General features: G+C 39.5%; 26 protein-coding genes. 6 read left to right on the top strand and 20 right to left on the bottom strand.

Going from position 1 to position 23,882, the window contains the following annotated elements:
- Positions 1–87: 87 nt before the first annotated feature.
- From Q7P97_RS10795 to Q7P97_RS10785, 3 genes are all read right to left on the bottom strand, one after another.
- Positions 88–675 carry a YpjP family protein gene (locus Q7P97_RS10795; RefSeq protein WP_303969200.1) on the bottom strand — a complete coding sequence of 196 codons (588 nt, stop codon included), beginning with the start codon at positions 673–675 and terminating at the stop codon, positions 88–90.
- A 368-nt stretch (positions 676–1,043) separates the two neighbouring features.
- A complete protein-coding gene (locus tag Q7P97_RS10790; RefSeq protein ID WP_303969199.1) occupies positions 1,044–1,823 on the bottom strand; it encodes a class I SAM-dependent methyltransferase in 780 nt (259 codons plus the stop codon).
- Positions 1,820–2,251, bottom strand: coding sequence for a BrxA/BrxB family bacilliredoxin (locus Q7P97_RS10785; protein ID WP_085426240.1), 432 nt, complete (start codon positions 2,249–2,251; stop codon positions 1,820–1,822). The genes Q7P97_RS10790 and Q7P97_RS10785 overlap by 4 nt, the downstream gene beginning before the upstream one ends.
- A gap of 636 nt (positions 2,252–2,887) precedes the next feature.
- Here Q7P97_RS10785 and fabG point away from each other — a divergent pair.
- Entirely contained in the window at positions 2,888–3,631 is a 744-nt protein-coding gene (fabG, locus tag Q7P97_RS10780; RefSeq protein WP_303969198.1) for a 3-oxoacyl-ACP reductase FabG, read from the top strand.
- Positions 3,632–3,906: 275 nt separating this feature from the next.
- Here fabG and Q7P97_RS10775 read toward each other — a convergent pair whose 3' ends face one another.
- The 6 genes from Q7P97_RS10775 to Q7P97_RS10750 form a co-directional block, all read right to left on the bottom strand.
- The gene (locus tag Q7P97_RS10775) at positions 3,907–4,176 is read right to left on the bottom strand and encodes a hypothetical protein (RefSeq protein ID WP_303969197.1); all 270 of its coding nucleotides are present in this window, start codon (positions 4,174–4,176) and stop codon (positions 3,907–3,909) included.
- A gap of 197 nt (positions 4,177–4,373) precedes the next feature.
- Positions 4,374–5,237: an Hsp33 family molecular chaperone HslO gene (hslO, locus tag Q7P97_RS10770; RefSeq protein ID WP_303969196.1), complete on the bottom strand. Its 864-nt coding sequence runs from the start codon at positions 5,235–5,237 to the stop codon at positions 4,374–4,376.
- Positions 5,238–5,267: 30 nt separating this feature from the next.
- Positions 5,268–5,483: a DUF896 domain-containing protein gene (locus Q7P97_RS10765; protein WP_085130816.1), complete on the bottom strand. Its 216-nt coding sequence runs from the start codon at positions 5,481–5,483 to the stop codon at positions 5,268–5,270.
- A gap of 19 nt (positions 5,484–5,502) precedes the next feature.
- Positions 5,503–6,459, bottom strand: coding sequence for an LLM class oxidoreductase (locus tag Q7P97_RS10760; RefSeq protein ID WP_303969195.1), 957 nt, complete (start codon positions 6,457–6,459; stop codon positions 5,503–5,505).
- Positions 6,460–6,493: 34 nt separating this feature from the next.
- Positions 6,494–6,967 carry an RrF2 family transcriptional regulator gene (locus tag Q7P97_RS10755; protein WP_303969194.1) on the bottom strand — a complete coding sequence of 158 codons (474 nt, stop codon included), beginning with the start codon at positions 6,965–6,967 and terminating at the stop codon, positions 6,494–6,496.
- 281 nt (positions 6,968–7,248) lie between these two features.
- The gene (locus Q7P97_RS10750) at positions 7,249–8,133 is read right to left on the bottom strand and encodes a D-alanyl-D-alanine carboxypeptidase family protein (RefSeq protein ID WP_303969193.1); all 885 of its coding nucleotides are present in this window, start codon (positions 8,131–8,133) and stop codon (positions 7,249–7,251) included.
- A gap of 270 nt (positions 8,134–8,403) precedes the next feature.
- On the opposite strand from Q7P97_RS10750, the gene Q7P97_RS10745 reads away from it, so the two are divergent.
- Positions 8,404–8,658, top strand: a complete 255-nt coding sequence (locus Q7P97_RS10745) for a YhgE/Pip domain-containing protein (protein WP_303969192.1) — start codon at positions 8,404–8,406, stop codon at positions 8,656–8,658.
- 217 nt (positions 8,659–8,875) lie between these two features.
- On the opposite strand, the gene Q7P97_RS10740 is transcribed toward Q7P97_RS10745, so the two are convergent.
- A complete protein-coding gene (locus Q7P97_RS10740; protein WP_303969191.1) occupies positions 8,876–9,853 on the bottom strand; it encodes a DUF5050 domain-containing protein in 978 nt (325 codons plus the stop codon).
- Between the two features lie 234 nt (positions 9,854–10,087).
- Between Q7P97_RS10740 and Q7P97_RS10735 the strand changes: the two genes are divergently transcribed.
- A complete protein-coding gene (locus Q7P97_RS10735; protein ID WP_085426250.1) occupies positions 10,088–10,312 on the top strand; it encodes a hexameric tyrosine-coordinated heme protein in 225 nt (74 codons plus the stop codon).
- A 150-nt stretch (positions 10,313–10,462) separates the two neighbouring features.
- Here the strand turns inward: Q7P97_RS10735 and Q7P97_RS10730 are convergent, their stop codons facing one another.
- A complete protein-coding gene (locus Q7P97_RS10730; RefSeq protein ID WP_303969190.1) occupies positions 10,463–10,675 on the bottom strand; it encodes an alpha/beta-type small acid-soluble spore protein in 213 nt (70 codons plus the stop codon).
- Positions 10,676–10,988: 313 nt separating this feature from the next.
- Between Q7P97_RS10730 and Q7P97_RS10725 the strand changes: the two genes are divergently transcribed.
- Both Q7P97_RS10725 and Q7P97_RS10720 read left to right on the top strand, forming a co-directional pair.
- A complete protein-coding gene (locus Q7P97_RS10725) occupies positions 10,989–11,153 on the top strand; it encodes an aspartyl-phosphate phosphatase Spo0E family protein (RefSeq protein ID WP_303969189.1) in 165 nt (54 codons plus the stop codon).
- 262 nt (positions 11,154–11,415) lie between these two features.
- Positions 11,416–13,836 (top strand): ATP-binding protein, encoded by a 2,421-nt coding sequence (locus tag Q7P97_RS10720; protein ID WP_303969188.1) that lies wholly within the window; start codon positions 11,416–11,418, stop codon positions 13,834–13,836.
- Between the two features lie 110 nt (positions 13,837–13,946).
- Here Q7P97_RS10720 and Q7P97_RS10715 read toward each other — a convergent pair whose 3' ends face one another.
- Positions 13,947–14,273 (bottom strand): YnfA family protein, encoded by a 327-nt coding sequence (locus Q7P97_RS10715; protein WP_303969201.1) that lies wholly within the window; start codon positions 14,271–14,273, stop codon positions 13,947–13,949.
- 310 nt (positions 14,274–14,583) lie between these two features.
- On the opposite strand from Q7P97_RS10715, the gene Q7P97_RS10710 reads away from it, so the two are divergent.
- Entirely contained in the window at positions 14,584–15,642 is a 1,059-nt protein-coding gene (locus Q7P97_RS10710) for an acyltransferase family protein (RefSeq protein ID WP_303969187.1), read from the top strand.
- A 57-nt stretch (positions 15,643–15,699) separates the two neighbouring features.
- Here the strand turns inward: Q7P97_RS10710 and Q7P97_RS10705 are convergent, their stop codons facing one another.
- The 8 genes from Q7P97_RS10705 to Q7P97_RS10670 form a co-directional block, all read right to left on the bottom strand.
- A complete protein-coding gene (locus tag Q7P97_RS10705; protein ID WP_085426256.1) occupies positions 15,700–16,044 on the bottom strand; it encodes a PadR family transcriptional regulator in 345 nt (114 codons plus the stop codon).
- 324 nt (positions 16,045–16,368) lie between these two features.
- Positions 16,369–17,214, bottom strand: a complete 846-nt coding sequence (locus Q7P97_RS10700) for a metallophosphoesterase (protein ID WP_303969186.1) — start codon at positions 17,212–17,214, stop codon at positions 16,369–16,371.
- A 415-nt stretch (positions 17,215–17,629) separates the two neighbouring features.
- On the bottom strand, positions 17,630–18,388 hold the full coding sequence (locus tag Q7P97_RS10695) for an ABC transporter ATP-binding protein (protein WP_303969185.1): 759 nt from the start codon (positions 18,386–18,388) through the stop codon (positions 17,630–17,632).
- 15 nt (positions 18,389–18,403) lie between these two features.
- Positions 18,404–19,153, bottom strand: coding sequence for an ATP-binding cassette domain-containing protein (locus tag Q7P97_RS10690; protein ID WP_303969184.1), 750 nt, complete (start codon positions 19,151–19,153; stop codon positions 18,404–18,406).
- Entirely contained in the window at positions 19,146–19,958 is an 813-nt protein-coding gene (locus tag Q7P97_RS10685) for an ABC transporter permease (RefSeq protein ID WP_303969183.1), read from the bottom strand. Before Q7P97_RS10685 ends, Q7P97_RS10690 begins: the two co-directional genes overlap by 8 nt.
- Positions 19,959–20,927, bottom strand: coding sequence for an ABC transporter permease (locus Q7P97_RS10680; protein ID WP_303969182.1), 969 nt, complete (start codon positions 20,925–20,927; stop codon positions 19,959–19,961).
- Complete coding sequence (locus Q7P97_RS10675) at positions 20,917–22,497, bottom strand: ABC transporter substrate-binding protein (protein WP_303969181.1); 1,581 nt, start codon at positions 22,495–22,497, stop codon at positions 20,917–20,919. Before Q7P97_RS10675 ends, Q7P97_RS10680 begins: the two co-directional genes overlap by 11 nt.
- 108 nt (positions 22,498–22,605) lie before the next feature.
- Positions 22,606–23,526, bottom strand: coding sequence for an urea transporter (locus Q7P97_RS10670; protein ID WP_303969180.1), 921 nt, complete (start codon positions 23,524–23,526; stop codon positions 22,606–22,608).
- Positions 23,527–23,882 lie beyond the last annotated feature (356 nt).

Below are 23,882 nucleotides of genomic sequence, written 5' to 3'. Positions count from 1 at the left end.
AGAAAAAACCGCATGAACCCAAATTCCACACTTGGTTTCACACGGTTTTTATTCAATTCAGTTTTCTCTTCACACAACTGCACCATTTTACGAAAGCCATTTCGGTGGTGTGTTCTTCGACCAATAAATATCCCCCACTGAGTGATGCGCGACAAATCCATCATCCGCTGTGTGGTAATGGAAATTATAGAAATAGCCGTCACTTGGGCGTTTTTCCGTACGAACGTGGAACTTAATCAAGTCCTGGTTCGCTGTTTTGTCGTAAACGTGGAAAATCTTTTCCGCATAATCGCCTGAAGGCTGCTCGGTGATAGCGAGACGGCGATCCGCTGCATTATGTACGGTCGTTTGAATCACGGCTTCGATTCGCGGGAAAATCTCTTGATCGAATTCATTCTGGATTACGGGGCCGATACGCTGTCCGAATTTTTCATAAGTTAATAGACGTGCGTGTGCGACCAATTGCTGTTCTCTAGTGTAGCTGTCAAGTGTCAGTAAGTCATTTCGATTGTCTTGCAGTTCAAGGGAATACTCCATGCCTTCTGCGTGGGTTCCAGATTCATTTGGTTCATTCTTATCCGTAAAGTTTGTCCAAATTTCATGATTGGGTGTAATGACGCCCAATGTCAACACGGCGACAGATGCGATCATCAGCCGCTGTAACCATTGCTTCATTTCCATCACTCCTTCAACATTCCGTCATACATCTACATAACTCATACGAAAAGCGTCACAAAAGGTTTCATCTTTTACTATTTCATTGTACAATAAAGTCAAACTTCAATCATCAATATTCACAAAATGTTCTCTGATTGCAAGTTAAGCGGATTTCAATCTAACGCGCTACATAAAAGGAGGTCGCCACAATGGATGTTAACTTATTATTAGGAATTGGTATGCTTGTATTGACTTTGTACTTGAGCTCCCTTAATTTCACACATTAATTAATAGTGAAGAACGTGAAAAAGACTATGGACAGAACCCGGAAAGTTATCAGGTTTGTTCATAGTCTTTTTTGTGTAACTTTTTGTAAAACATCATTTTCATTTCTCCAACACGCCATAATGCACTTTCGTATACGGACGAATCTGCTGTATGAAACCGAAGCGTTCGAACATCGGTGACTGATAGTGGTCTTTCAATACGACGCGGCGTCTGCATACGCGCAACGCTTCTTCTACCCATTCTTCCGTTACGCTATCAGTCACACCAATTTCCCGTAGCACTTCAAAATTGGAAGATTCCTCAATCGGTGTCGTGAACATCGGATCGAGAAAGACAATGTCACGTGAGTTGGATTGGCAAGTTTTCAAGAACTCTAGCGCTTCCGAATGAATCACTTCGACTCGTTGCATCGCTTCTTGTAATAGTGGAAAGTCGATCGGGAAATTATGCAATCCGACTTTTGTTAGGAACGCGACGATTGGATCCGCTTCGATTCCTTCTACCGATCCTCGCTCTCCGACGGTGCTAGATGCGATGATCGCGTCCGAGCCAAGTCCTAGTGTGCAATCTAGGAATGAGTCGCCAAGTTGAAGATCAGCTGCCACCACGAGTGGATCGGTTTCGTCTTTTAGTATGCGTTTCAAACGATAGGTTGCAGAGTTCGGATGAAAGAAGAACGGATCGGTGCTTCCTCTTTTATAAAACGAATAGCGGTCCTTCCCCGCCACTAGGACATCTGCTTGATAGACGTCTTGTAGTTTAGGGATGGACCGCTTTTTTCGTTCGACGACAGGCGCCTGTAACGACTCCGCTGCTTGTTGCATAAGTGTAGTGGAATGTTCATCAGGACGTCCTGCTGTCGTAATGATCACGTTCACTGCGCAACGACTTTCGTTAAGACGTCAACGAGATGATCTTTAATATGCTCTTTCGGGAAGTTCTCGATCTGTTCGCGTGGAATGAAATACACCACTTTGCCTTGATCCCAAATAGCAATCGAAGGTGAACTTGGAGGAATCTCAGGGAAGTACGAGCGGAATGTTTCCGTCGCTTCTTTATCTTGCCCCGCGAATACCGTAAATAGATGATCGGGTTTCACTTCTGCCACTGCTTCGCGTACTGCCGGACGTGCTAGACCTGCCGCACAACCGCATACCGAGTTGATCATGATGATTGCTGAACCTTCAAGGCCCTTTAAAGTATCATCGACTTCTTCAGCCGTTGTTAGTTCTGTAAATCCTGCTGTAGTTAGTTCTTCGCGCATTGGTGTAACAATTCCGCGCATGTACTCATCATATGCGTTCATTTAAATATCTCCGCCCTCTCGTATGCTTACGTGTTTTATGTCGTACTATTTTTAATAGTAAAGGATAGAGGAAATTATTTCACGTGATTGGGTTGACGGAAGGTAGAATATTGTATGTGGAGGCTCTAACCTAGTAGCCAACTATACTAAAGTTTTCAGAGATTTAGTTCCTTTTTAATCTCTTTCACTCGTTCGATCGTTAACCCTGTTCCCTCCGCCACTGCTTTTTCCTCCATTTTCATTTTTAATAGTCTACGAGCTGTTTGTTCTACACCTTGTTTTATTCATTGATCTTTCTTGGCCTCTAGTTTCAAATTAGCTGCTTCTTCTCTCAACTTCGCTTCATTAATAAAAGCTTCTTCATCTAAAACTTCTTTCAAACGCGCATTATACGCTAATAATCCTTGTGAATTGTGAATCGCGACTCATGTCAATCCAGCTGGTGAATGCGTCTTGTAGATGCTCATCCTTCATCGCAATCGCCTCCAGTTCTTTATAAATGTCTTTATATACATTTCTCTTACCTCTTATAATATAGTTTAACATTTTTCATTCAAACTATTCACTATATGAATACTCATTCATTTATGATAAAGTGATCTTACAATTCTATGAAATTCAGAAGGGGTGTAGGAAATGGGGAAATTAGTAGATAAAATCGCAGTCGTAACAGGCGCAGCACAAGGTATCGGAGAGAAAATAGCAGAGCGTTTACTCGATGACGGAGCAACAGTGATTATTCTGGATGTCAATTTCGAAAAGTTGGAACGCACCGCTTCCGCATTGGATGCTTCAGGTGAGAAGGTCCACCCTATGAAGTGTAATGTGACTGATCCAGAAGATGTGGCGACAACATTTTCTGCTATTTACGAAAAGTTTGATAAAGTGGATATTCTAGTGAATAATGCAGGGATTACGAGAGACTCATTCTTCCATAAAATGACGTCGGAACAATGGCACTCTGTACTTGACGTCAATCTCAGTAGCATGTTCTACACGTGCCAAGCAGTCATTCCGCCAATGCGTGCACAGCAATACGGAAAAATCGTCAACGTATCCTCGTCTTCGAGTTGGGGCAATATGGGACAGGCGAATTACAGTGCGTCAAAAGCTGGAGTGCTTGGTTTAACGAGGACGTTAGCCAAGGAAAATGGCAGCAAGAAGATTACAGTAGATGCCATTGCGCCAGGGCAGATCAATACGGATATGACGAAGGACTTGCCAGAAGATGTTAAGAAAATGGCAACGATGTTGACGCCAGCGGGTCGTATGGGAGATCCTGCGGAAGTGGCGTCAGTTGTTTCCTTCTTAACTTCCGATGATTCGAGTTTTGTCAATGGGGAGTGTATTAGTGTCAGTGGCGGATTTTTGATGGTGTGATAAACTGCAATTTTATCGGAATATGATTCACAATAATAAACAAACCCCACACAAATAACTATATTTTGTGTGGGGTTTGTGTTAAATGGACTAATACCTATGTATTAAATCGTAAACGTCATACCATCCTCTACAATATGGAAACCATTTTTCTCAATGAAATTCCGCGCCTTACTCATTCATTTCAAAGCCAGAATTTCCAATTAATATAGTACATACATTATTTTCAAGTTAGCATGCGAAAAGTTTTACAGGAAAATTTACTAGGAAGAACCCTATTCGTTACTTTTAGTTAATGATCTAATTGAAATGACGTATAACACGAACGTCAACGAGATTGTAGCTAGGTAGTAAACCCAATTGTCAAATCGCAATAACTTGGTGATAAAACCACTGACAAGCATAGATACACCTGCTCCTGCGATGAATCGACTTGCGTTAGAACGTAGTAGTTTGGTAGTAAATTCATGAAATAAAAAGCCAACGACGGCGCTGATTACAGCAGTAAATATAAGTAAGGAAAAGAACGGTAAATAGTAAAACATAAAATCATCTCCCCTTATTCCAGCTTTTTGAACCTTTTGCTTATATGGCGATTAATTTATTCTATCATGATTATGAATTGTCTCAAGAAATAGTCATATGGACGAATTAGAATCAATATAAAAAAAGCATCTGAATGAAATATTCCATGTTTACAAAACATGTTAGTTTCTCATTCAGATGCTCATTTTTCAATTCTTTATAAAGCGACTTCTTTCAGTGCTTTCAAATGCTCGGTATCGAAGTGATAGGTTTCATTGCAGAAATGACAATTTGCTTCAGCCTGTCCATCTGTTTGAATCATATCTTCAATTTCTTCGCTACCTAAGCTGATAATCGCATTAGTGATTCGCTCCTCGGAGCATTGACACTGAAATTGAACGGGCATGCTTTCTAACACGGTTACATGTTCCGAGCCTAACACATGCTCAAGTATTTGTTCAGGTGTACTGCCTTCTTCGATCATGGAAGAGAGTGGCGCAATTACTTTCATGCGTTCTTCAATCTTACTCATCACGTCTTCATCTGCGCCTGGCATGAGTTGAATAATAAAACCACCCGCGGCTTTCACGGTATTATCAGGATTTACTAACACGCCTACTCCGACAGCGGATGCGGTTTGTTCAGATTTAGAAAGATACGAAGTATAGTCTTCTCCAATTTCCCCGGAAATGAGTGGGATTTGTCCTACGAAAGGATATGTTAGCCCCACGTCTTTTGAGACCGTTAGCAAACCATTCGTTCCGACTGCCTTTCCAACTTCGTTCAATTCTACGTCGGTTTGGGGATGCGAGACATATCCTCGAACTTCACCTTTTGCGTTCGAATCCACAATAATTGTACCGAGGGGGCCGCCACCGTTAATTTTAACTGATATTTTCTCCTCACCCTTTAACATAGAGCCAAGAATTAAACCAGCAGTCATTGAACGTCCAAGGGCATCTGCAGCTGTTGGCCAAGCCGCATGTCGTCGCTGTGCTTCTGCTACAGTTGTAGTTGAGTTCACTGCGTACGCGCGCACTTGATTTTGATAAGCCACTGCTTTTACCAAATAATCATTCATTCTATACACCCTTTCTATAGCCCTATACGTTTAGTTTAGCTTTGTTTCACGTAATTTTTCGGGTGTGACATCATTTCCAAGCGGATCAATGACTGTTAAACCTGAAAATGTACCGATTACTTGCCCTCGGATTTCACGCAAGTAATCTTGACGCAATACTGTCTGCTCCACTACTTCAGCATTTGTTAAGCCTTCTTCACGCTGTTTTTTAGCTAATTCATTAATACGACCTAATTGATTAATCATGTAAATCCCTCATTTTTATTTATTTTTTACTATGTGCACTAAAATGTGGAACGACAAATCCTTGTAGCTCCTGTATTACTTCCGTTATTGGACGATCTTCGTTGCGAATTGCCAGAACGACGTGGTTGACTCCGATATCTTGTAGTGCATACAAATAATCGATTAAAAACTGGTGACCTGATGTGAAGCCAACTTTTATTGGAATCGGTCTAGGCGACGCATTCGGTTTGTCTGATAAATTTATAGTTAAGGGCTGTATGAACGGTTTAAATTCAGTTGTCGCTTGACGCCAAATCTTGATCAACTCTTGTTGGCGATTGGCTTCTTGGGCATAAAACATCCATCCGTCTGTATTCTCAGCTAACCATTCGATCGTTTGTCCGGAATACCCGGTACCTAAAATTGGAATTTTAGATACTAGTGGCTTTGGAATCACATCACCTGCTTCAAGTCCAACACGTTCAGACTGGATTGTAGGGAAAGATTCTTTCCATATTCTTTTCATTACGTCTACAGACTCTCTAAACAATTCATCACGTTGATCTCGGTTCACTTTAAATGCTGGGAATTCAATTGGACGATCACCAGTGGCAACACCCAGTAATAAGCGCTGGTTAGAAATATCATCTAATGAAGCAGCTGATTTCGCCAAGTGAAGTGGATGGCGCAATGTCGTGACGACACTTGCTGTGCCTAGCGCGATTTTACTTGTATGTGCACTTACATATGCCAGAAGTTGAAATGGATCATGCTTGACGCCGTTATCTCCAAAGTTCGGATCGTAAAGAGGCGAATCTCTGACATACAATGCCGCAAATCCTGCATCTTCAGCTTGCTTGGCTAGCTTCATTTGTTCCGCTAGATCCAGTGGCATATGATAATCAGCAGCAAGATCCATAGGGAATGTGATGCCCAATGTTAGTTTATTTTCTTTAAATGTGCGCACGAAGCCTTGATGCGATTGAAATGATTTCATCATAATTCCACCTAACGGACAATCCTACTGATGTTCACACCATTTTTACCTTCAGCCATTCTTGCAGTGCTTGTACTTTCGGATTATAGTCTTTATTTATTTCCTCGTAGAGTGACGCAACCGTTTCGCGTTTTAGAATGGATTTCCACGAATTCTCGGCTTCTGCCATTAAAGCGGTTAATGCACAGTCACGATCTTCTTCAACATTAAGCATGTCATGAAAAACACCACTTGGAGAATAAAGTGATTGTTTGCCTTCAATCGCTAGATAAATATCATATACACAAATCTCTTCAGGCTTTCTATTTAACTTAAATCCACCCTTCACTCCCGGAACAGAAGTGATCAAGTCTGCGCTGACTAATTTCCGCAATATTTTCTGCGTATATGTTGGCGATGCATGAAGTTGTTGACTAATTGCTTCACCTGGTAATACTGCTCTATCCGGAAGCAAATTCAGGATGAGAATGGCATATAAAGATTGTTCGACTCCGGTTTTCATTTGCATTCCATCATCCCCTTTCATGAATATATATTGGCGATAAGTTTATTAATTTCTAACGTGGATAATGTTTATCCTCATTAGCCTAACAGTCGTTTCATAAAAAGTACAGCAATCTACTTTGCAATGGTTTTTGCATGAAAGGCGCGCGCTGGCGGTGCTATAAAACCGACTCTGTACAGTGATAGACAGGATCCATTCAGCTTTTATCTCCTTATCACAGAAAAAACTATCCAACCTAATCAGGCTCGGATAGTCTTTTATTACGTTCCAGCATATACAGTACATCAATTTACATAACGGGTAATCAGTTCCCTCGTTAGATTAAAACGCGGCTCTGAATTGTTTCCGTCGACTTCTTCCACTCCGATCAAAACAGTAATCACACGCTGTCCATTGAAGATTCCACTTCCTGTAAAACAAGACCCAGCCGCATCGGTATACCCCGTCTTCAGTCCATCGATGCCATCCATTTGCATGCGCATTCCTGGTAACAATAAATTCGTATTCCACATCTTCATTCCATCTCTAGACATGAAGTGCGTCATGCGGGTAAATTCTAGCACTTCAGGATGCTTTTTAATAAGCCGATCTGCCATGATTGCCATTTCGTGGGCAGACGCTAAGTTGTTCTTATTCTCACCTCTACCAAGATAAGTGCCATCCAAACCGTGCGGATTGAAGAAAACCGTTTTCTTTAATCTAAAAGCGCGTGCTTGTTCATTCATGATCGCAACGAAATTTTCTTCCGTTCCTGCCACAATCTCAGCCAACGCAAGAGCTGCATCATTTGCTGAAATGACGGTCATCGCAGTAAAAAGTTCACGTACTGTATAGTTTTCATTCGCTTTCATCCCCAGCTTAGAAGCGCTCGCAAATTGCGCCATATCTAGCACAGTGGCACTTGGTTGATAATTGGTTTCCCAGGAGATAGTCCCGTTCTTAATCGTATTCAAGACAATATATTGCGTCATTAACTTGGTCATGCTTGCGATCGGTAAAGGTTTTTTACTGTTTTTTTCATATAACACTTCACCTGTATCAGCGTTTAAAAGAATCATAGCTTTAGAAGTGGCGCTCCAATCATCATCTATTATTTGTACATCGTTCCATTGCGTGACGACTGCATAGATTCCTAAACAGATGAGTAGGACCAATATCAGCTTCTTCATGTATACACCTGCCTATGCTATTCATTATTAAGTAGAAGTCTTAAGTTTAATAGTGATAATTTCTTAAGAAAGAATGAAGATGTTAAAAAAACATCTACATTGAGATGAAACAAGTCTTTTTTCGTAGATTCTCCAGTTTAGTTTACAAAACTTAATCATAAAAACTTTTTAAGATATATCCTATTCTGCTTGGATCATAAAAAACAGTTGAATTAGCATTTTTATGGGCACAATAGCTAATAAAAAGAGCTACTGGAGTGAGTCACAATCATGAAAACAAGCTGGAATATATTTAAATTGGATTTGAAACACATCGGTAAAAACTGGGTTGCCGCCCTTTTGATTGGCGGACTGACCTTTTTACCATCTTTATATGCTTGGCTAAATATATACGCAACTTGGGATTCTTATGCCTACACTAACCAATTGCCTGTTGCGGTTGTCAATGAAGATGCAGGCGCGATGGTACGTGACAAACTCATTGATGTCGGTGAAGAATTAATCAAAACGTTACAAGATAATTAAGAAATAGATTGGTCGTTTACTACGAGCCAGGATGCGATGGACGGTGTAGAATATGGTGACTGTTTTGCGGCGATTTTTATTCCAAAAGACTTCTCCAGCAAATTGGCGACAGTTACTTCAGGAGAGCCAAAAAAAGCGAAAATTCATTATTTCGTCGCAGCACAACAAAACCTCCCTACGCTCGTAAGGAGGTTTTATTTATATAAAACTAGCGACTTCAGCGCGTCTGTAAAATTCTACGCAAATAAAAAGTATCTTGTTGAACATTTTGAATCTCAAAATAAAAGGCTCCGTTATGATATTCTGCACTTAGCTTGGAACCGGTCAAATCTCCTACCTTCACAACATTCTTTCCATCCTTATCCATTCGATAGAAATACTGTTTATAGGTTCCGGTGTTATCGACGAAATACACGTATTTTGTGCCAATGAATAATGCAGTCGTGTCAACAGTAGATATGCGTTTTAAGAAGTCACCGCTATAATTCATTCGGTACAAATATCTGCCATTCATTGTAGAGGTTTTATGGATAACGCAATAAATATACCCATCCCGAACAATTAGTGAATCAATGTTACTTACTTTACTAATGATTGGAACGACCTGTTGAGGAGTTGATATTTTGAATCTGGCAAAACTCATTGAATAGTCATAGGGCTGGGGAACAGTAGGTATCAAGTATGCATAGTAGAGCCAGCCGTTGTGAACCGAGAATTCTTGAATGGTGCCTTCGGATGTATACAGATGCTTATTTCCTTGACCGTTTATATTGATCTCAAAAATATTGCGCCCGGTATGATAATAAATTCTATCGCGATCAATCAAGAAGCTGCTACTGGTCACTTGAGGATATTCCCTAACGAGGGTCCCATCAAAAGAGAACCGCTGTAGCTTATTTAAATCATCATTAAATATAACCATCGTGTTTTTATATAAACGGATATTTGTATAGTTTCCTTGCTTGATCAAGCGAAACTTCTTCATATCATTACTGACCTTATATATACCAAGTGTCATATCCTCTAAATGTCCTCTATTTACGTAGTAATTGCTTCCGTCTTTAGCAGCAAAACTATTAACGAAATGATTATCTCCTTTTACATCATCTAACGCATTAACTTTTGATAATAGTACATTCGGGAATAGCAAACCGACAAACAGGACGACGACTATTAACCGTATCCAGTGTTTCATTTGTACATCCCTCCACTATTTTATATTTAGTATAACATTATCAGAATAATTAATCTATTAGTAAAATACTAGCCTAACTATGTTTATTGCAAGTATAATCAGTACATCGAATATCCGAAAGTATGTACTGAATAACTTTAAATAAATTCTTCCTTAAAAGAATAATTGTGTTAGACTTGATTTAACAGAACTATCAGTTAACGTCACATTATATTTATAGAGGGAGGAATTACAATGGCGAACTGGCTAACAAGTTTACAAACAGACACACCGCAAGAAGGTTTTGAACTGGCCATCACATTGGCTAGAAAAGGAGTTGCCTACACACAAACATCTCCGGAAGTAAGGGAGAAACTACGCCCTGAGTATGCAGAAAATGCAGATAGCTTAACTAAGGCATCCCATGTGATCGCTGTTCATTTCCAGACGATTTCAGCAGCGAATAATTATTGGAAGTAAAGGTTATGGGGAATGTGTTAAAAAACCACATACTAAAAAAGACGACAATCCATTCACAATCGAATGAATCGTCGTCTTTTCGTTTTTTGAGAAATCGAAGCGTATAGTACTCATGATTTTTCATATGCTAATCTGGCTGGTTATAACTGATTACTTCATATTACCGTTCATTTGTGATTGAGCCTGACGCACTAATCGCTTTGTAATTTCTCCGCCGACGGATCCGTTGGCACGCGATGTGGAGTCTGGTCCAAGGTTTACACCGAATTCGTTAGCGATTTCTTCCTTCATCTGGTTGATCGCCTGTTGTACGCCTGGAACTAAAAGTTGGTTTGAGTTGTTGCTGCTGTTGTTGTTTGGCATGTTGTCCACCTCCTTCTGACAATAGAATGAGCATTTTTAAAAATATCATACATGGAGTTTAAAAATGTTTTTAAATTGTTATCACATTAACAATTTGTCCGAATTACACTTACCTTTCATATGTAGTACAGCATAATATGTTTAATTAATCAGTCATCATTCACAGTACTGTCATATTTCAACAATAATTAAAATGCGAGCCAAAATCCGACACGCTTTTCATAATACGTTTAATATGATGTAGACGTTGCTTCTTTACTAACTAGAAAATTTCTGCATAATTGAAGCGTAATTTATAGTCGGAGGAATAGAAATGAATAGAAAAATCACTACGGGATTATTGTCATTTAGGATTAAAGTAAAAAGAATGATCATGTATAAAAAAGCAAATCTTTTCGGGTTTACACATCCAAGCGTTGTGAAAAGTAGTCGCAAACTGGATCATTTATTGAACAAAGCGCAAGGGATTTGTTCTTAACTATAGAAGATAAATCTTTTTTATCCACAATCATACCCTACCAAAAAGACAGTTCCGAGACTTTTCGGAACTGTCTTTTCCTATTAACTACATACCTTCCCCTTCTAAATTCCTTTTGAAATCGAATGATTCTTGTCGGCTATTAGTACATTATTTTCACTTTGCACTACTCATGAAAAATATATTGCCTGATTACTGCGTGTACCACCTACATTAAGGGTATAAAGAGAGTAAAGAGAAATCATGAGTGAGGTGAGTGTAATTGACAAATTTCAATGAAGAATCCATTAAACGCAAAGCTGAATTACAACCGAATGACTTGAAAAAGGTAGTAGATTACTCAATATTTTCATTCGACTCCACGGAACAGGTAGAAAAGCTGACGAATATTATCGGTCAGCAACGGGCACGATCCGTGATGAATTTTGGATTGCATGTCAATAAACCTGGATATAACTTATATGTCGCAGGGACAGAAGGTGTCGGAAAAACTTCTTTTGTTACTGCCGTAGTACAGGATTTTTCAAAAAAAGAGGCTAAACTTTTTGATTGGTGTTATGTCAATAACTTCGAGGACGAATACAAACCTAAAGTATTGAAGCTTCCTGTCGGATTAGGCAATCAACTCAAAAAATCGATGGAGCAGCTATTAAATGATTTGAAATTAGATATTCCCAATGCTTTTAGTGAAAACAACCGACAAAAAAATCGTACATCCATCATCCAAAAATACAAAGAAAAAGTGGACCAAGTATATAAACAAACAAATGAAATTGCTACTGAGAATGGATTTATATTGAAACAAAGTGATTCAACAGTCGCTACCATTCCGATGGGCGAAGATGGACAACCAATAACCGAAGAAGCCTACAGTGCTTTAGATGATCAACAACGGGCTGCTATTGAAGAAAACTCTGCCAAACTACAGGAAATCATTTTGGAAGCTACGAAAACTATACTCCATTTCGAGCAGGAGTTAAAGAAATCATTAACAGGATTTGACCATCAGACAGCCATTACGACAATCGATTTTCATATTGATGAGCTAAAAAAAGACTATAAAGACTGTCCAGAAGTCGTTCGTTATTTAAAAACCGTAAGAAAGGATTTAGCGAATAATTTCCAAGTGTTCCTGCCCAATCCAACGAAAAAAGATGAAAAACAATTAGGCAATCTGTTTAAAGACGAAAACCAAGCACTTAAAAAGTATACAATCAACGTACTCGTTGATAATAGCGAGACTACAGGTATGCCTGTAATAACAGCCGATAACCCTACTTTTTATAATCTGATCGGTAAAGTAGAATATGAAAACCGAATGGGTGTCATGAGCACTGATTTCACGAAAATAAAACCTGGCTACTTACATGACGCAAATGGCGGGTATCTTCTCATTCAAGCGAAAGATATTTTTTCAAAGAGCCAAGCATGGGAAGGTTTAAAAAGAGCGTTATTAATTCATAAACTTCAAATTGAAAATATAGGCGAGCATGCTAGTATAATTGCGACAGCATCGGTAAACCCAGATCCCATTCCACTCGATGTAAAGATTATTATCATTGGCAATATGAATATTTATCAAGCTCTTTATCAACACGATGAAGATTTCCGTAAATTATTTAAGATACGCGTAGATTTTGATATAGAAATGAAATACAACCAAGAAAATATTGCAGGATTGATTAGCTTTATTCACACGCATTGTAAAAAGCATGGACTGCGACATTTTGACCCTTCCGCTGTCGCAAAGATTATAGAATATAGCTCACGTATTGCAGGTGATCAACGCAAATTATCCACGCGATTTAATCTGCAAGTCGAATTGATTTACGAGGCGGATGCATGGGCTAGCATAATGGGAGATGACCTAGTTTCCGAAAAGCATATTGAAAAGGCAATTGAAGAAAAGAGATATCGCTCCAATTTATATGAGGAAAAAATCCAAGCGAGTATCGATGAAGGCAGTATTCTAATTGATACGGACGGAGGGAAAATCGGACAAGTGAATGGCTTAGCCGTTTATAACTTAGGACAATACCAATTCGGCAAACCTACACGTATTACGGCTACCACTTTTATGGGCAAAAAAGGCTTTGTCAATATTGAAAGAGAAAGCCAGTTGAGTGGCAATACGCATAACAAAGGTGTCTATATATTAGGTGGTTATTTAGGACAAAAGTTTGCACAAAAGTATCCTTTAGTATTGACTGCACATATCGCATTTGAGCAGTCTTATGGCGGCGTAGATGGAGATAGCGCTTCAAGTACAGAGCTTTATGCAATTTTGTCTAGTCTAGCAGAAATTCCAATCGATCAAGGATTAGCTGTAACCGGCTCTGTCAATCAAAATGGTGAAATTCAACCAATAGGTGGCGTGAATGAAAAAGTAGAAGGCTTTTACAATGTATGTAAAAATAGAGGACTTACAGGCAAGCAAGGCGTACTCATCCCCCACCAAAACGTGAAGAACTTAATGCTAAACGATGAAATCATTGAATCTGTACGTGAAGGACAATTCCATATTTATAAAGTGCGAACGATCGAAGAAGGAATAGAAATTTTAACCGGTATTGCGGCTGGACAACCGAATGAACTTGGAGAATATGATGAAGATACGGTCTATGGCAAGGTAGCAGAGAAATTACAGATGTTTATGGAACTTGCGATGGAACAAGAGAAATAAGAACATGTCTGTGGAACCCATTCATGAAAATGTGTTCCACAGGCGTTTTTATTTTACGTGAAGACATGTTTACAATTCATTTATTATGTAAAATGAAAAACAGCATCTATTTAATGCCGTGGGGCAAACAATATAACGGCAACCCCTATCACGCATATGCCAGCACCTATCCAATCATATAAGTCCGGTACTTTTTTATCTACTCCCCATCCCCATATAACGGATAGGACGATAAAGACACCACCATAGGCAGCATAAACTCGCCCGAATGACGGGAAATGTTGAAATGTAGCGACCACACCATATAGTGCTAGAATAATTCCTCCACCTATTCCCCAGTAAAAAGGTCTGCCTTCCCTTAACCACAACCAAATTAAATAGCCTCCGCCAATCTCAGCCAACCCCGCTACTATAAATAAAATTATAGCGTAGAAAATTTACATCACGTCCTAAAATATACTAGAGTACGTGTTTTAGATCTTACCTAAAACACGTACTTCTCATTATATTGGCGTTGAATGAAAAGTTACAAGCTAATTTTACGAAACCTATCTCGTAAAGATCATGATTCGCTATATACAACGATCTAGTATTCTCATCATTCAGTCAACCGTAATAAATCGCCAAATGAATCCTATGTATTTACAGCCAGCTTACATTTTTGAGTCATTTCGATTACATTTCATTTTTTCTGATCGATAGGTTGTACAATATAGGTATGCGTTAGTTTTCTTGAGGAGCCTGATTATGAAAAATAAACGTTTATCTTGGGTAGATATCACCAAAGGTTTTTTAATGATCCTTGTCGTAATCGGACATTTTCCAGGTGAGCTTGATTTCCCTCTCGTTAAATATATCTATTGGTTTCACATGCCAGCCTTCTTTATTTTAAGCGGCTTATTTTTTAAGCCTGTAATTGAAAAAGGCTTAATGAAAACCTCAATTCACAAACGATTTATGCAGTTGATTGTTCCGTATTTATTTTTCTTAGTAAGTATTACATTTATTCGTTACGGGATAGAGATCGGTTCGGGCAACTTAGATTTATCATGGTATGTACATGATATCTGGACACTTGTGGTCGGCGGTCGTTTTGTGCGTGGAGCGTATGGCGTGTTCTGGTTCGTTACAACCCTTTTCTTCACGTATTTATTCTTCTTATGGCTGACTAAATATTTTAATCGAACAAAGCAAATCATTATTTTGGCGATCTTCTATACGATTGCACACTTCGAAAGTTTATTTGCGATGCATGTAATTGGAGGAGCACCTTCTACTGCGTCTCAAACGATCCCAATGATTTGGAATATCGATGTGGCATTAATGGCCGTTGTGTACTTTTCACTTGGGTATTATATGAAAAGCTTTTGGATGAACGTGACGAAGAAATGGTTGATCGCGGGAGTGCTCGTCAGTGTCGCGGCGATCGTACTCGATAATAGTCAAATTATTGATTATCATTTGAGCATGAAATTTTTACGTTACGATCATTTTATTCTAGATTTGGTTATTCCGCTTTCATTCACTTTAGTGTTAGTTGGCGCGTTCCAACAAGCCGCTGCCCACCTATCGTTAAACTGGTTGCAAAAAATCGAAAAACACTCGTTAACGATTATGTATTTACACATCTTTACGGATATCCTGTTAAATGATTACTTCACCTACGGGATTATCGGATTCACAGCATTCGGTTTATTCGTTCCCATCGTATTTTCCATCATCATTCAAAAGTTCCTGCCACACGGAAAGCTATTCCTCGGTGGATTTACACAGAAAAAGACTGCTGCGAATCAAGTCATAACTTAAAAAGTACCTGTACACTAAACTCTCGTGAGTATTATGTACAGGTACTTTTATATTGTTTTAAAAAAACTCATAGTTTACATCTTCATTATGTTTAAGTTCATTTATTTTCCCCGAAACAAATTCCCACTTAACCCAAAAATTCTTAAGTCGTTCTCTTCCTGCTGCATTGAGAGTATAAAATTTTCTTGGCGGCCCAATAACGGATGGTTTTTTCTCGATCATCACTAAATGGTTTTTCTCGAGTCTCGCAGTAATCGTGTAGACTGTGCCTTCCACTATATCAGTGAACCCAAGTTCTCGCAGCTGTTGAGTGATTTCGTAGCCGTATGTTTCACCTCGATTGATGATTTCCAAGACACAGCCTTCAAGCACACCTTTCAACATTTCAGTAATATTCTCCATAACTTCCTCCTATGATACTTCATAATTAATTTGTACAACCACATTAATTTTTCAGTTTTAAAATAGTACTATGTATAACGACTTACCGGTAAGTTGTATTACTTAATTATAGTATACTGTAATACTATCTACTTGTATATAGTTATACTGATTTGCGGTATATAGTAATGTATACTACTCATATACCGCAACGCTTTCATTCGGTAAATAGTGTTACTTATTAGTTTGAACAAGATTAAAAAGTACCTGCATACGAAACTTACAAGAATGTTTACTCACTCATTTTTGTTCGTAGACAGGTACTTTTTTATTTACTAATACTCTTTATTCTTTCACTACTTCCAACGTAACAGCCACAATCTCGGGACGATTGAACACACGTAACGGGATGATACTGTTTCCAAGTCCTCTGCTTACGATCATTTGTGTTTGATCCAGTTCGTGTCTTCCAGCCGTATATTCTGGTAGAAATCCTTGATTTGGCGCTACAACTCCACCTATAAATGGAAGCCTAACTTGCCCTCCGTGCGCATGACCCGCAAACACCAGATCCAAATCAAACGTCGCGTAGAGTGACAGTAACTCTGGACGATGCGTCAATAAGATAGTGAAAGAATCTTCTTCCATTCCTTCTAACGATTGAGTAAGGTCTTTCTTTGCGATTTCTCGTTCTGCAAAACCGTCACTGTTATGTGCAGGATCGTCAATACCCGCCACGTGAATTTTTTCATTCTTCTTTTCTACTATCGCAAGTTCATTTCGCAAAACGTGTACACCGGACGCTTTCAATGATTGTTCTAACGCTTCAAATTTCCCTGACCACCACTCATGGTTTCCTGATACGTAATACACGGGAACAGAAGACGTTAGCTCTTTCATTAACTGTAAGCCGGCTTTATCTCCTGTTCTTTTACTGTCGATAAGATCGCCGGTAAAGACGACGATATCAGGTTGAAGCTTATTGATTTTCTGCACTAATCGTTGCTGATTATGTCCGAAGCTTTTATTGTGGAGATCAGACAAATGAACAATCTTGAATCGATCAAAACTGGCAGGAAGACTCTCTGAGCGTATGACAGTTTGGGAAGTTGTGATGGAGTTATTTTGAAACCAAATAAAACAAATTATTGTTAAAAGCAATACCAATACATACAGAAATCTCTTTTTCACTATCGAATCAGTCCAATTCTATTGGGAGTATTCTAAAGTTGTTTTATTTACTTTTTTCTTTGCCGCTGATAAATAAACTATATCCAAAGAATACGAACAATCCACTCCAGAAAATTAAAGTTGGAGAGAAAAACGTTTTTTCTGTAAATAAATAACAGAAATAGTTAATAGCTGTGAGAAGCATATAGATAATAAAACCTGCTTCAACAGCGCGCTTACTGTTTGCCGATTCTTGCTTATTCATCCGTTTAAAAAACATCATCTATTCACTCCATTTCTCTCTCATTCTATTATTTTTCTAGTATACAATATATGGTTTCACATAGCTCCCAAAACCCTAAACTGTACATTCTTGAGAGAAACACAAGTTTAACATCAACAAAAAGCCTCCAACCGATTCGTCAGAGGCTTTCGTTTATTCGTTTATTTGACCTTTTATCCGACTGCCTAACACGGAGTCAAATAACTGTTTGGAATACGAATGTGAAAAGTGGAAATCTCCATTTATTTTCGTACTCTCGTCTATGATTTCCCCATCTTTCATCACATACACGCGATTACACGTATACATAACGGCTTGTAAGTCGTGCGCGATAAATAATATTGTCATTCCCATTTCACGGTTTAGTTCCAGAAGTAAATCAATGATTTCTTTTTGAATTAACCGATCCAAGTTCGATACAATTTCATCACAAATCAGTAACTTTGGTTCAACTAATAGTGATCGAAGCAAGTTGACACGTTGGCGTTCACCGCCACTTAATTCTGATGGGAAACGTTGTAAATGTGATTCTGATAGTTTTACGCGCGTGAGCATGTGCCGAATATGTTCTTCACGATCTCCCTTCATCGTACGAAGAGGTTCGAGCAATATTTCACGGACTGTCCACGAAGGATTCAGCGCAGCCGTTGCATTTTGGAAAATTAATTGACTGGCTTCGTAAAATGATTTTCGGTTTTTACGGGTAATCGGTTGACCATTAAATAAAACCGTGCCGGATTCCATTGATTCGAGCTGCATTACGACGCGTGCAAGCGTACTTTTTCCACTCCCGCTCTCCCCAACGAGTCCTACAATCTCACCTGTATTCACAGTCAAATGAATACCGTCCAACGCTTTCTTCGTCTCAATTCCATGGCGATAGCTCTTCGAGACGTTCACTAATTCTAACATCTATCATCCACTCCTCTAAAAACGACTCGCTAGCAATCGCTTCGTATACGCATGAACAGGTTGCGCAAAAACAGCTTCTACTGTCCCTGTTTCCACTACTTGTCCTCGCTGCATTACGGCCATTGTATGGGCTGCTTCAGCGACTATGTCGAGGTCATGTGTAATGAGAAGAATAGTCGTCCCGCGTTCTTTATTCAAACTAGTAACTAATTCGATGAATTCCTTTTGCAGCACCATATCGAGTGCAGAAGTAGGCTCGTCCGCTATGAGTAACGCAGGTTCTACATAAAACGCGCAAGCAATCATGCATCTTTGTAACATGCCCCCTGATAATTCGAATGGGTATTGTTCGACAATACCCAAAGAGAGACCCAAACTTTCTAGGATTACATGCATTTTCATATGATATACATCTTTCGCATCGCCTACACGTCCACCAGAAAATGCATACAGTTGACTTCCCATTTTGACAGATGGACTAAAACTGTTTGCTGCGTCCTGAAAAATAGTGAAAATATCTTTCTTTCGTATGCGTTCCATCACCTGATCGGACTCACTCAGTAAATTTCGACCGTCATACAAGACTTCCCCACTTACCTTCGCATTCGCTGGCAACAGTCCTAGCATAGCAGAAACCGTCAGACTCTTCCCACTACCACTCTCACCGATTAATGAAGTGATTTGACTACGCGGAATCGTAAATTCTACATGATCTATAATTGGCTTATCATGTATTTGTATAGATAGATCGCTAACACTAATCATTCACTCGCCTCCGCTCTGGGTCTTTCCATGCCTCTCCGATAAAATTAATCGAGAGAATGGTCATGAAAATCATAATTCCAGGAAATAATGCGATCCACCAAGCGCCAATTAAAATATCATTTTGTGCGTAATATAACATATTGCCCCAGGATGGAATCGCAGGAGGAATACCGATACCTAGAAAACTGAGCGATACTTCCGTAAAAATAGCTGCTGCAAAGTTGAAGAGCGTAATAACGAAAATAGCAGGTACGCTATTGCGTAATAAATGGCCCCACAGTATTTTCCATACAGGCGTCCCGAACATTTTAGCCATTTTCACAAACTCCGCTTCTTTTAGTCGAATGAATTCTGAACGTACAATTCTCGCTGTAACAAGCCAGCCTGTCAATCCGATGATGAGCGCCATGCTCCACATGCCGCCTTGCATAAATACTTGAAACGCCAAAATAATGACAAGTGAAGGAATCGTGATCAATGCTTCTAGCAAGCGCATCATCACAGTATCGATCACGCCGCCCAAATAGCCACTAATGCCACCGTACACAATTCCGATGATCAACGATAAAATAACCGAACCACCGGCAACCGCTAACGTGACTCTCCCACCTTCAAGCAAGCGAGTAAACACATCACGACCCAAATGATCCGTACCTAACCAGTGATCACCACTCGGGGCACTATACACTTCATCCATATTCATTTCATTGGATCCGAACGGGGCGAGTACACTCGAAAAGACTGTCAAAAAGACGATCAATCCAAGTAAGCTGTACCAAAACCAGAGTGCTTTCCGTGACTTCATTTACCGGACGCCTCCTTTTCGCAACTTCGGATCCATAGCGTACATGATTAAATCCAATATAAATAAACTAATGACAACGATGACGCCCGTAATCATAACGCTTCCCATTAATAGTGGAAAATCTTTTGTGACGACTGCTTTCACGGTCAATTGCCCCAGTCCAGACCAACCGAAAAGTGATTCAACGATGATGGAACCGCCGAAGAACGACGGGATGGTGATGGCAATATAATTTAAATATGGAATTGCGGCATTACGCATAATTCCCTTACGAATGATTGCTTCTTTAACACCATTTGCGCGTGCCACTTTCACATAGTACTGTCGATTTTCTTTTTTAATGCCTTCCTGGAGGAAACGCGCATAGATTCCGACATGCGTCAAAATCAATACACTTGCAGGCATGATTAAGTGACGAATCGTATCGAGCAACCCACCATGTCCACTTACATCACTCGAACCAGAAGAAGGAAGTATACCTACACTCACTGAAAAGAAATAGATGAATAAAATCCCCAGCCAAAAAGCAGGGATGGACGACGTCGCAATACTAAATATGGAAAGTCCTCTATCCCAAATAGAACCTTCCTTCATCCCCGCTACTGTACCGAGCCAGATAGAGCCCGCTATAATGAAAAACATCGTTGCACAAAATAACAATAAGGTATTCGGTAGTCTTTCCATCAAAATAGTAGAAACTGGTCTGCCTTCTTTATACGAAGTACCAAAATTCCCTTTTACGGTCTCTCTTAGCCACGCTACATACCGATAAGCAACCGGTTGATCCAATGCAAATGCATGGGTAATTCGCTCTTTTTCAGCGGTTGTGAGCGTCTGTGCATTGCCCCCATAAAAAGCGGCAGCGGGATCACCTGGAGCGGCTTGCATAATAAAAAAAGAAAGGAAGCTCACGATGAGGAGGACAACTATCCCCATCGCCATGCGCTTCCCTACCCACTTAGCGGTCATTCCACTTCCACTCCTCCACATTCCAGAGGAAGCCGGATCCGTGATGACCCAAAATTCGTTCTTTCACGCCACTGAGATCTTTATTGATCCCATAGACAGCATTTTCATACGCAATAAAGTCAAATGCTGGATCGTTCGCAAGTTCTTCTTGGAATTGCATATAGATCTGCTTACGTTCTTCTGGATCTGTTGTTGTACGTCCTTTCGCAAGCAGTTCATCCACTTTTTCATTCGAATAACTACCATAGTTATACCCAGTGCTCATTACGCTGGATTCATCCGAATGGAATAAGATGTGCGTGTGGTGATCTGCGTCATACGGACTTCCCCAACCTACCATGAACGCTTCCGTGTCTTCAATCGTAATGGCGCTCCAATCAAGTGCAGCGACTTGTACATCTGCACCGATTTCAGTGAATCCTTCCGCAATATAATTCGCCATGTTCACACGAACGGAATCACTGGCAGGTGTAGTAATCGTAAAGGTTAGTTTTTCTCCATTCTTATAACGGAAACCATCTTTCTCTACTTTCCAGCCCGATTCTTCTAGCAATGATTTCGCCTGATCTACGTCGTACGTGTACTTTTCCACTTGATCATTATTGAATTCATGGTGCTGTAGTGGTGAATAAGCGACGGAGCCATGTCCTTTTAAGATTCCTTTGACGATTTGTTCGCGATCAGTCGCATAACTGAACGCCTTACGTACATTGACATCTTTCCAAAGATCTACATTCATATTAAACAATACGCCACGATAATCCGCAGATTTAATATCGTAAATCGTTAAATCCTTTTCTTTTTCCAGATTTTCTACTTGTACAGGATCTAGCAGAGCAACATCCACCTCGCCCGACTTTAATTGAAGTGCACGTACGTTGCTATCTGGAATAAACTTAAATATTACTTTTTCAATGGAAGGCTTCGTTCCAAAAAAGTCGCTATACGCTTGTAATGTTAACGCGTTGCCACGATCCCATTTATCGAACATATACGGTCCTGCTCCAATTGGATGGCTATTGAAGTCTGCCGTTCTCATATCGACTCCTTCAAATGCATGTGCCGGAAGAATAGGTACCGTTAATTTATCCAATAAAGGAGTGAATGGTTGTTTTAACTTGATTTCCAATTCGTAGTCTGACACTTTCTTAATGGAATCCACTTCTTCAAAATCGGATTTCAAGAACGAGGCCGTTTGATCATCCATAATACTTTCAATCGTGAATACCACATCATCCGCTGTAAGCTCTTCGCCATCATGGAATGTAATGCCTTCTTTTAATGTGAAAGTATACAATAGTTGATCTTCGGACATGTCGAATGAATCGGCGATATCCGTAATGACTTTATTATTTTCATCAAATCGCATTAAGCCGCGAAATAACAAAGCGTCTAGATTTGTTTCCTCCAAAATCGGATTCAACCCTTCGAATTCTTCTTCTGATGCATATACAAGTCGATTTTCTTTCGCTGTATCTGCTTCTTTTACCTCTTCTTTTTTGTTGCATCCTGCGATCGCTACTATAAGTACTAGTAGCACGACCAGCATGTTCTTATTCCACTTAAGCATAAAAACCTCCTGTTTATAATTATTGCGTGTCTTTACTAACTTACCTATTATTCTACTTCGGGGCTAGTTTGTCTCGCATAAAGCTTTGTGCTAATTCAAATCAAGTAATTATAAATTAGGCATGATTTTTCTAGCACCCAAAATTAACCAAGTGCTCAGTACAAATGGCATCGTTAACGCAGGAAGTCCGTACGGTAATAACCCAATGCTAACACTTGCACTCAGCGGCACTGTAATACAGGCTGCAATCAGGCCGGTGATCGGGGCATAGCGATTTTTTTTCGTATTAAACACAGCAGATACCGCGAGAATAGTTAAAATAGCATTATAACCATATAAACCTAGCATGATTTGTGTATGCTCCCCGCCTAATGCAAGTGCCGTGAAGAAAGCGACCGCGTTTCCGATGATCGCATAGATGCCCAATTTTCTGCTGGCCCAAAAAACCGCAATAAACAGTAAAATACTAGGGATCGTTTCAATAATGAAAAATATTTGTCCGATTCCATTGAAAATTACATCAATCAAATTAATATCGCCTGCTATGTGCAATTCCCAATTGGCCAAACTTTGAGGGACCAATTCATTACTTAATGTAATGTTATTGAATTTATACGATTCAAGCAAGACAAACCAAGTGACTAAAATAAATGGTAACGTTAAAACCGGAATATCTATGTGGCCAATGAAATGCATCAACGTCGCAGTGAAAACCGCCGCTACTGCAGCGCCAATCAATGCGACAATCCACGCACTCGGACCCGTCAAAAATGATTGTAACGCTAATCCAGTAAGCACAGAATTATACCCCATCAATCCTTGGCTAACCAACATGCTGTCCGCACCGCCAACTTTTGCAACCAGTGTACCGATCACAGCCGACAAAAACACTATGATTCCAAGGGGTAACGACGTGATAGTAATAGCCAATAAAATTAGAAGGCCGCTTATTGTATTTTCTATAAATATAATCTGTGATATTCCTTTAATGGAAGCCTTCAGTAAATTAACGAATTCCCCTTTTTTCATCGATTGAACCCCTAACAGTGTATGATATAGTGACTTCGAGAGAGCATCAATCACATTTCACGAATGAACACAGTGAGAATTACTCAGCAAAAAATGATTATTTTATAAAAGTAAATTGATTTGATTTTGATCATCCACGCATGTAAACACACTCTGTCCGATTCATTTTCATTTTATAAACGAATTATCCTTTTTCACGAATTAAAGGAATCAGGATTTCACAGATGGGTTCAATGATTATCAGCGGTGAGAAATTAAACACGCCTTTTTGATCTTGTGCATAAGCGCTTACACAAAGATACTTTGGTTGTAAAGTAGGGTTATTCTCGCGTTGCGATCGTAAACTCTTAATTCAT

The organism is Sporosarcina ureae (assembly GCF_029267015.1).
GTDB classification, from domain to species: domain Bacteria; phylum Bacillota; class Bacilli; order Bacillales_A; family Planococcaceae; genus Sporosarcina; species Sporosarcina ureae_D.
The sequence above is the reverse complement of the archived record's forward strand: the minus strand, read 5'-3'. Positions and strand labels throughout refer to the sequence as shown.